Raw genomic sequence first — 2,740 nt, forward strand, 5'->3', positions numbered from 1 at the left:
ATCCAACAAACAGTTTAAAAGGATCTATACATTCGGTTGGAAATGTTATTTCTTTTAACAAACCTTCAATTGTAGAAGTAGATGTGCAAAGTAAAGGTAAACTGATTTTTAAATAATCACTTTAACCGTCATTGTGAAAGTGGTACGATTGACGCATTCTGTTGTTTTGTCTGTAGGTAGAATAAACTGCTAGTTATGATTTATGAGATCGCTTCTTCCCTAAGGCTTCATCGCGCAATAACGTGGCGCTAATTAATAAAAACCTATAAAGATTTAATTTGGAATTAACTCTTGAAATAAACTCTCTAAATTTTTATTTTTCGTGTTTATTTTAAGTGTTTTTAAACCATTATCATGTGCAAAATCAAATACAGCTGGACGCATATCTTTTGTTGTATTAAAAGTCAATATCCAACTAGTGTCGTGGATATTATCAGCAGATTTTAAATTCGGGATCGTTTTTATAAACTGTTTCTCAATTCTAAAATCAAATTCAACTTCTATAATCTGCTCTTGATTTTTTTTGAGTTCAACTAAATTTTCATCAGCAATAATTTGTCCTTTATTTATTAGAATAACACGATTACAAATAGCATCTACTTCCTGCATAATGTGAGTTGAAAAAAGCACTGTTTTATTTTTACCAATTTCTTTAATTAAACTTCTAATTTCTATCAACTGATTTGGATCTAAACCTGTTGTAGGTTCATCTAAAATTAACACATCTGGATTGTGTAATAATGCTGCAGCCAACCCAACTCGCTGGCGATAACCTTTAGAAAGTTGCTTTATTTTTTTATCTGCTTCAGATGTTAAACCTACTTTTTTAATTATTTTTTCAACTTCAATTTTAGGAATTTTATAAATTGAAGCATTAAACAATAAATACTCTTTAACATACATTTCTAAATAAAGTGGGTTGTGTTCGGGAAAATAACCAATATGCTTTTGAACATTTAATTTATTGGTTTTAATATTATAATCACAAACCAAAACGTCTCCTTCAGAAGGAGTTATAAATCCGGTTATAATTTTCATCATAGTAGATTTTCCAGCACCATTTGGACCTAAAAAACCAACTATTTCTCCTTTTTTAATAGAAAAACTTACATTATTCAATGCTTTTTGATCTTTATAAAACTTGGTAATATTTTTAACTTCAATAGACATTTAACAAAAATACATTTTAATTACAATTAGTTGTTACAAATTAACGTTGTATGCGTCATATAATTTTAAGAACTTTGAAAAAAATAATTATGGGTTGTTTAAGAGTACTACTTTGCATCATTTTTCCACCGTTAGCTGTTATTGATAAAGGTTGTGGGTCTATAATTATTGTATTTATTTTAACTTGTTTAGGCTGGATACCAGGTGTAATTGCAGCTTTAATAATTAACAATAATCCGAATAATTAATGCAAAAAGTTATATTACAAGATTTAGGTTTAAAAGATTATAAAGAAACTTGGGATTATCAAGAAAAGTTATTTCAAGGAATAATTGATATAAAAATTGATAATAGAAAAAAAGATACCACAAACAAAACTCCAAATTATTTTGTTTTTGTTGAACATCCGCATGTTTATACTTTAGGTAAAAGTGGAGATTTAAGCAATTTATTACTTAATGAAGCGCAACTTGAACAAAAAGGAGCTACATTTTATAAAATAAATAGAGGTGGAGATATTACGTATCACGGTCCTGGACAAATTGTGGGTTATCCAATTTTAGATTTAGATAATTTTTTTACTGATATTCATAAATACTTACGTTTTTTAGAAGAAGTAATTATTAAAACATTGGCTGAATACAGAATTACAGCATCGCGTAGCGAAGGCGAAACAGGCGTTTGGTTAGATGTAGGAACGCCGTTTGCGCGTAAAATTTGTGCTATGGGAGTAAGAACTAGTAGATGGGTTACTATGCACGGTTTTGCTTTAAATGCTAACACCAATTTAGGTTATTTTGATAATATAATTCCGTGTGGAATTAAAGGAAAAGCAGTTACTTCTATGGAAGCTGAATTGGGTGAAAAAGTTGATTTAAAGGAAGTTAAAACAAAAATTTTAAAGCAATTTACGGAGTTATTTGATGTTGAGTTTGAAAATTAAAATAACATAAGATGCTGTATCAAGCCTAACTATTGAAACAATTTCAATATTTATGTTTGTCTTTTCTTTAGAACGCTAAAATATTTTATGTCCTAAAATGTCATTCCTGTGAAAACAGGAATCCATAAGCACCGTAAATTGAAAGTTCAATTTATGAAATATGTTAATTAAGCTATTGTTTACTTTAAAGTTAGGTGTTTTTTGAAAATATAGTCTGGATTTCTGCCTGCGCAGGAATGGCTATAAAAAACTTTCGTTTAGAAATTAATGGGCTTCGACTCCGCTCAGCCACCACTACTCTAATTTAGACTTTAGACAAAACTAATCCTCTTCGTTATAAAACACTTTATAGTATTTCATTTTTTTCTCCTCATCGTAACCTTTTTCTAAATATTCGCTTGCTGCATCGGGTGCGTCTATATCTAATTTAATTTGAATATTTGTATCTAGTTTTATTTCAGTTTTAATTTTTTGTTTTTGCTTTTTCAAAACAATATCTGAAATAGCGAACTGGTTTCTAACCAGCACATCATTTATTTCTTCAAATTGTTTTTTATAATTATCGAATAAAGGTTTAAAATCTTCATTTTCTTCAAAAACTTCATCTTTAAAATCGTGGATATTTAC

Annotated in this window: 3 protein-coding genes and 1 pseudogene; 2 read left to right on the forward strand and 2 right to left on the reverse strand. The window is 28.6% G+C overall.

Features of this window, described 5'->3' with window-relative positions:
• Positions 1–273 precede the first annotated feature (273 nt).
• Positions 274–1,170, reverse strand: a complete 897-nt coding sequence (gldA, locus tag AB1Z17_RS00265; RefSeq protein ID WP_368049789.1) for a gliding motility-associated ABC transporter ATP-binding subunit GldA — start codon at positions 1,168–1,170, stop codon at positions 274–276.
• Positions 1,171–1,259: 89 nt separating this feature from the next.
• Between gldA and AB1Z17_RS00270 the strand changes: the two genes are divergently transcribed.
• Positions 1,260–1,418 (forward strand): YqaE/Pmp3 family membrane protein, encoded by a 159-nt coding sequence (locus AB1Z17_RS00270; protein ID WP_368049791.1) that lies wholly within the window; start codon positions 1,260–1,262, stop codon positions 1,416–1,418.
• Positions 1,418–2,113 (forward strand): lipoyl(octanoyl) transferase LipB, encoded by a 696-nt coding sequence (lipB, locus tag AB1Z17_RS00275; RefSeq protein WP_368049790.1) that lies wholly within the window; start codon positions 1,418–1,420, stop codon positions 2,111–2,113. Before AB1Z17_RS00270 ends, lipB begins: the two co-directional genes overlap by 1 nt.
• Positions 2,114–2,434: 321 nt before the next feature.
• Here the strand turns inward: lipB and AB1Z17_RS00280 are convergent.
• Positions 2,435–2,740: pseudogene (locus AB1Z17_RS00280) on the reverse strand (nucleoid-associated protein); the annotation flags it as partial.

It is taken from the genome of Lutibacter sp. (assembly GCF_040883305.1).
GTDB lineage: Bacteria > Bacteroidota > Bacteroidia > Flavobacteriales > Flavobacteriaceae > Lutibacter.